Below are 6,191 nucleotides of genomic sequence, written 5' to 3' on the forward strand. Positions count from 1 at the left end.
CAGCAAAAGCAGGCCATCAAAAAGCAGTATGCCGCCGCCAAACACGCCGGTCAGACTGCTGGAAATACCGCCCAGGCTGCATCTAAAACAGGAAAAGCCGCAAGGACGGTAAAAGAAAAGGCACAGCAGGCAGGGGCATTCGTCATGCGCCACAAGAAGGGTTTCCTGATGGCAGGGGTTTTGTTCCTCATTACCTGTATGCTGATGAATACCATGTCCTCCTGCTCCATGATGGCGCAGAGCATCGGTTCCGTTCTCTCCGGCACCACCTATCCGTCGGATGACCCGGAAATGCTGGCGGTGGAGGCAGATTATGCAGCCAGAGAAGCCCAGTTGCAGGAGGAAATCGACAACATTGAAAGCAGTCACCCAGGGTATGACGAGTATCGCTATGACCTTGGTATGATCGGCCATGACCCTCATGAGCTGGCAGCATTTCTCTCTGCCGTCTTGCAAGGCTACACCCGGCAGAGCGCTCAGGCAGAGCTGGCGCGTGTGTTTGCAGCACAGTATCAGCTGACGCTTACTGAGGAAGTGGAGATTCGCTACCGCACGGAGACCTCCACCGACCTGGAGACCGGCGAGACCACCTCAGAAGAAGTCCCCTATGAGTATTACATTCTGAATGTGAAACTCACCAGCAAGCCCATTTCCGCTGTGGCGTCGGAACTTCTGACCCCGGAGCAGATGGAAATGTATCAGGTCTACCGACAGACCATGGGCAATAAGCCGCTGTTGTTTGGCGGCGGTTCCCCTGATACCAGCGGCTCGGAAGATCTGTCCGGTGTGCAGTTCATTAACGGCACCCGCCCCGGCAATCCGCAGCTGGTGGAACTGGCGAAAAGTCAGGTGGGCAATGTGGGCGGTTATCCCTACTGGAGCTGGTACGGTTTTGACAGCCGCGTGGAATGGTGCGCCTGCTTCGTATCCTGGTGCTATAACCAGGCAGGAAAAAGTGAGCCGCGCTTTGCAGGCTGTGAGTGGCAGGGTGTTCCGTGGTTCCAGTCTCATGGACAGTGGGGCGCACGAGGATATGAGAACATCGCCCCCGGTGATGCCATTTTCTTTGACTGGGATTTGGATGGGACAGCAGACCATGTAGGTATCGTGATCGGTACGGATGGCAGCCGTGTTTATACCGTGGAGGGAAATTCCGGCGATGCCTGCAAGATCAAAAGTTATGACCTGAATTATCAAAGCATTAAGGGCTACGGCCTGATGAACTGGTAACAGAGATTTTTAAGAAGGAGTGATAGACGATGGCAAAGAACAAAATTGAGCGCATTGACCAGGAGATTACAAAGGTCCGTGAGAAGATCGCAGAGTATCAGGAAAAGCTCAAGGCGCTGGAGGCACAGAAAACCGAGGCAGAAAATCTGGAGATCGTTCAGATGGTGCGCGCACTGCGTATGACCCCTGCCCAGCTGAGCGCCATGCTGTCCGGCGGCACAGTTTCCGGCAGTATGGTGGATGACAACAACGAACAGGAGGAAAACAGCTATGAGGAATAAACGATTGCTCCGAACACTTTCCGCCCTTTGCCTGACGCTGGTTCTGGCATCGGGCTTTACTGTTCCCGCTTTTGCCCAGGGCGCAGCGCCGCCCCCGGCAGAGGATACCACCAATGACAGCAATGTGGTGGTGGAAGAACCCGAAAAAGCACCTCCGCTGACCCCGGAGGGTAACGCCGCTCTGGTGGATGATTTTGGTGGCAACAAGCAGCTCATTACCGTTACCACCAAGGCAGGCAACTATTTTTATATCCTGATCGACAGGGCCAATGAGGATAAAAAGACTGCTGTTCACTTTCTGAACCAGGTGGATGAAGCGGACCTGATGGCGCTGATGGAAGATGGAAATGCCAAAGAGGAGCCGCCTGCGGTGTGCAGCTGCACGAAGAAATGTGAAGCAGGGGCAGTCAATACGGCCTGTCCGGTCTGTGTAACGGATAAGAGTAAATGTACGGGAAAAGCACCGGAACCTCCGGTAGAAACACCGAAGCCAGAAAAAGAGAAGCCTGCCGGACTGAACCCGGCTGCGCTGATCCTGCTGCTGGCTCTGCTTGGTGGAGGTGGTGTATTTGCCTACTTGAAGCTCGTTAAGAACAAGCCTAAGACCAAGGGCAATGACAGTCTGGACGATTATGATTATGGCGAGGAAGATTCCGAGGAATGGGAAACCGAGGATGAGGAGTCGGACGAGCCGGATGCTGACGGGGGCAGCGCAGAAGAAGATGACGAGGACAGCGTGAAATGACCCGTTTCACAGACAGTCCCTATGAACGCATGATGACACGCAGGCCGGAGGGCGGGAAGGAAACTTCCCGTCCTCCCTCTTTGCCCCAAAGCCACCCCTGTTATGGCTGCGGAAATTATGGAAGCCCCTGCGTAGGTGTCTGCCACCGTGAGATGGAACGATGGCTCAAAGAAAGGAAACGAAAAAAATGAGTGTTCTGATTATATTTATCAAGCTGATTGCTGTTTTTGACCTGCTGGTGATCGCCGTGTATTTTGGCGGCGACATTCTTTCTACCATGTTAAACAAACTTCGGAGAAAAGCAAAACAGGAAGATTCCTTTGACTTTTCTCAGGATGCCGTGATGGTTTCATTATCCATAGATTCTGTCCGTCAGCTTTATTCCGGTGACGCGGCAGATTTTGTGGAAGATAAGATTCTGCCAAATGCGGAGAAAACGATGGCTGTTTTGACGGACCAGGAACAGGCAGCAGCCCGTCTGCTCTTATCTGCCCTGATCGGTTTTCTTGCAGCAGAAGCTCCTATGGATGAACAGAGCTTTCCTATGGTAATGGAACTTCTGAACTGTATGGAGGGTGAAAAAGAGGATGGTTGTCAGGATGCAGTAGAAAGTTTGCTTGAAGATGCTGTCCGCAATACCCACCGCCATGAAGAATATTACAGCAATTATCAACGCTACCAGCTGATGCAGGTGGATAAAACTCGTGTCATTTTGGCTTGCCGCATCATCATCAATGACCTGCTGGGGAAACTGTACCGCTATGACTACCGGTTTGGTTATAACCTGCTTCTGGATGAGGAAAACAGCATTGAGAAAAAACTGCACACGCCTGTGCGGGAAGAATGGGAGGTTGAAGAATATGAAGCTGGTGATTGCTGAAAAACCATCAGTTGCCCAGAGTTTGGCGGCGGTGATCGGTGCAACTGCCCGTAAGGACGGGTATCTGGAGGGCAACGGCTGGCGTGTCAGCTGGTGTGTGGGCCATCTGGCCGGTCTTGCGGACGCAGACAGCTATGACCCCAAGTACGCCAAGTGGCGATATGATGACCTGCCTATTCTGCCGGAGCATTGGCAGATGGTAGTGGGAAAGGATAAGAAAAAGCAGTTTGATATTCTCAAAAAGCTGATGAACGCCCCGGATGTGACGGAGGTAGTAAATGCCTGCGATGCCGGACGCGAGGGCGAGCTGATCTTCCGCAGCGTCTACGAGCTGGCAGGCTGCCAAAAGCCCATGAAACGCCTCTGGATTTCTTCGATGGAGGACTCCGCCATAAGGGAAGGCTTTGCAAACCTGCGCCCCGGTGCGGACTATGACGGGCTTCGGGATGCTGCTCTTTGCCGCGCTAAGGCCGACTGGCTGGTGGGGATCAATGCCACAAGGCTGTTTTCCGTGCTGTACCACCGCACCCTCAACATCGGGCGCGTGATGTCCCCAACCCTGGCGCTCATTGTCCAGCGAGAAGCTGAGATCGACACCTTTAAGCCAGTTCCCTTTTATACCGTGGCGCTGGAGCTGCCCGGTCTTACCGTATCCGGGGAGCGCATGGCGGATAAGGCTGCTGCCGAGCAGCTGAAAGAAGCCTGTCAGGGTGCAGCTGCCACAATCAAAAAGGTGGAGTGCAAGGAAAAGTCCGAAAAGCCGCCTGCCCTCTATGACCTGACTACTCTGCAAAGAGATGCCAACCGCCTGCTTGGATTTACAGCCCAGCAGACCCTGGACTATCTGCAAAGCCTGTATGAAAAGAAGCTCTGCACCTATCCCCGTACTGACAGCCGCTATCTGACCGGTGATATGGCAGACAGCCTGCCGGTGCTGGTCAATCTGGTTGCCAATGCTATGCCGTTTCGCAAAGGGATCGCCATTACCTGTGACCCCCATGTGGTCATCAACGATAAGAAAGTAACTGACCACCACGCAGTAATCCCTACCAGAAATCTCAAGGATGCAGACCTTTCTGCCCTTCCTGCGGGAGAAAAAGCGGTGCTGGAGCTGGTGGCCCTGCGTCTGCTGTGCGCCGTAGCCCAGCCCCATATCTATTCGGAAACTGTTGTGATTGCAGCGTGTGCCGGTGGGGAGTTTACCGCCAAAGGAAAAACAGTGAAGCACCCCGGATGGAAAGCTCTGGAGGACGCTTACCGTGCCAAAATGAAAGATGCAGAGCCGAAAAAAGATGGTGCAGAGAAAGCCCTGCCGGAGCTGACTGAAGGACAGACCCTTGCGGTTGCTGCTGCAATCGTCAAAGAAGGCAAAAGCAGTCCACCCCAGCACTTTACGGAGGATACCTTGTTGTCCGCAATGGAGACTGCCGGAAAAGAAGATATGCCGGAGGACGCCGAGCGAAAAGGTCTGGGGACACCGGCTACCCGTGCCGGTATTTTGGAAAAGCTGGTATCTGCCGGTTTTCTGGAACGAAAAAAGAACAGGAAAACGGTGCAGCTTCTCCCTTCCCACGATGCAGTCTCCCTGATAACAGTCTTGCCGGAACAGCTGCAATCGCCGCTTCTGACTGCCGAGTGGGAGTACCGCCTGGGAGAGATCGAGCGCGGGCAACTTGCCCCGGAGGAGTTTCTGGACGGGATCAGCACCATGCTGAAAGATCTGGTGGGAACTTATCAGGTCATCAAGGGAACCGAGTACCTGTTCTCCCCGCCCCGTGAGGTGGTAGGCAAATGCCCCCGCTGCGGCGGTGAAGTTGCAGAACTGCAAAAAGGCTTCTTCTGTCAGAATGATTCTTGCAAATTTGCAATCTGGAAAAATAACAAATGGTGGGCTGCCAAGAAAAAACAGCCGACCAAGGCTGTGGTGTCTGCACTGCTGAAAGATGGCCGTGTCCGTGTAACGGGCCTATATTCTGAGAAAACTGGCAAGACCTACGATGCCGCTGTGGTTTTGGAGGACGATGGACAGTACGCCAACTTTAAGCTGGAATTTGACCAGCGGAAAGGAGGCAGCCGATGAAGCTCTCTTTAGTGGAACGGGAAACCATTCTCCTCTATAACCAGGCAGAACCAATGGCTGAGGTCTACACCCACGATCCCCGCCTGATGGAGAAACTGGAACTGCTGGCAAAAAAGCACCCCGACCAGATCACCCGAAAGGATGCCCATAACTTTACCGTCCCCAAGCGGTGTGTATCAGTCAGGGAGCCATACAGCGCAGAACGCCGCAAAGCTGCCAGTGAGCGTGCGAAAGCTGCCGGATACCAGCCCCCTGTGAGAAAGGCCGGCAGTTAAAGGCACATGGCAGAGAATGTATTTGAAGCAGTCAAGCAGTCGGTCAGCACCAGAGAAGCGGCAGAGTTTTACGGGATAAAAGTCAGTCGAACTGGCATGGCCTGCTGTCCCTTTCACGATGATAAGAACCCCAGCATGAAGGTAGACCAGCGGTTTCACTGCTTTGGCTGCGGTGCAGATGGGGATGTAATCGACTTTAACGCAAAGCTCTTTGACCTCTCCCCAAAAGAAGCGGCGGAGAAACTGGCACAGGACTTTGGCCTGATCTATGACAGTCAGGCCCCTCCCCGAAGGAGGTATGTCCGGCAGAAAACCGAGGCACAACAGTTTCGGGAGGACCGGCAGCGGTGTTATCGCGTACTGTCCGATTACTATTATCTGTTGAAAAAATGGGAAGCCGACCGTTCTCCCAGGACACCGGAGGAAGAACCGCACCCCCGCTTTGTGGAAGCAATCCAGAAGAAAACCTATGTAGAGTACCTGATGGACCTTTTTCTTTATGAAAGTGAAGAAGAACAAAAGGCATGGATTGCAGAACACACAGCAGAAATCACACACTTGGAAAGGAGATTGAAAATCATGGCTGAGAATAAACCCACCAACCGAGAACGGCTAAGGGAAATCACAGATGGCATCGAGCAGGGCATCAAAGAACTGTTTGAAAGCGAAAAGTATATGCGCTATCTGTCCGTCATGTCCC

At 53.2% G+C, this 6,191-nt stretch carries 8 protein-coding genes; all 8 read left to right on the forward strand.

The annotated features are described in order from the left end of the window. Window positions 1-1,230 (forward strand): CHAP domain-containing protein (locus DW826_RS17065; protein WP_147327176.1); only part of this gene is annotated, 1,230 nt, incomplete at its 5' end. A gap of 29 nt (window positions 1,231-1,259) precedes the next feature. Continuing rightward, complete coding sequence (locus DW826_RS17070) at window positions 1,260-1,511, forward strand: DUF4315 family protein (protein ID WP_117553297.1); 252 nt, start codon at window positions 1,260-1,262, stop codon at window positions 1,509-1,511. Then, window positions 1,501-2,256 carry a DUF4366 domain-containing protein gene (locus DW826_RS17075; RefSeq protein ID WP_117553298.1) on the forward strand — a complete coding sequence of 252 codons (756 nt, stop codon included), beginning with the start codon at window positions 1,501-1,503 and terminating at the stop codon, window positions 2,254-2,256. Before DW826_RS17070 ends, DW826_RS17075 begins: the two co-directional genes overlap by 11 nt. Beyond that, window positions 2,253-2,447, forward strand: a complete 195-nt coding sequence (locus tag DW826_RS17080) for a hypothetical protein (protein WP_002571001.1) — start codon at window positions 2,253-2,255, stop codon at window positions 2,445-2,447. Before DW826_RS17075 ends, DW826_RS17080 begins: the two co-directional genes overlap by 4 nt. Then, a complete protein-coding gene (locus tag DW826_RS17085; protein WP_024739085.1) occupies window positions 2,444-3,136 on the forward strand; it encodes a hypothetical protein in 693 nt (230 codons plus the stop codon). Before DW826_RS17080 ends, DW826_RS17085 begins: the two co-directional genes overlap by 4 nt. After that, window positions 3,117-5,216 (forward strand): type IA DNA topoisomerase, encoded by a 2,100-nt coding sequence (locus DW826_RS17090; protein WP_181968107.1) that lies wholly within the window; start codon window positions 3,117-3,119, stop codon window positions 5,214-5,216. The genes DW826_RS17085 and DW826_RS17090 overlap by 20 nt, the downstream gene beginning before the upstream one ends. Beyond that, the gene (locus DW826_RS17095) at window positions 5,213-5,491 is read left to right on the forward strand and encodes an immunoglobulin (protein ID WP_117553181.1); all 279 of its coding nucleotides are present in this window, start codon (window positions 5,213-5,215) and stop codon (window positions 5,489-5,491) included. Before DW826_RS17090 ends, DW826_RS17095 begins: the two co-directional genes overlap by 4 nt. A gap of 6 nt (window positions 5,492-5,497) precedes the next feature. Beyond that, window positions 5,498-6,191: CHC2 zinc finger domain-containing protein (locus DW826_RS18485; RefSeq protein WP_242994140.1), on the forward strand; the 694-nt coding region annotated here is incomplete at its 3' end.

Origin of the sequence: Clostridium sp. AM34-11AC (assembly GCF_003435375.1) — a bacterium.
Classification (GTDB): domain Bacteria; phylum Bacillota; class Clostridia; order Lachnospirales; family Lachnospiraceae; genus Pilosibacter; species Pilosibacter fragilis.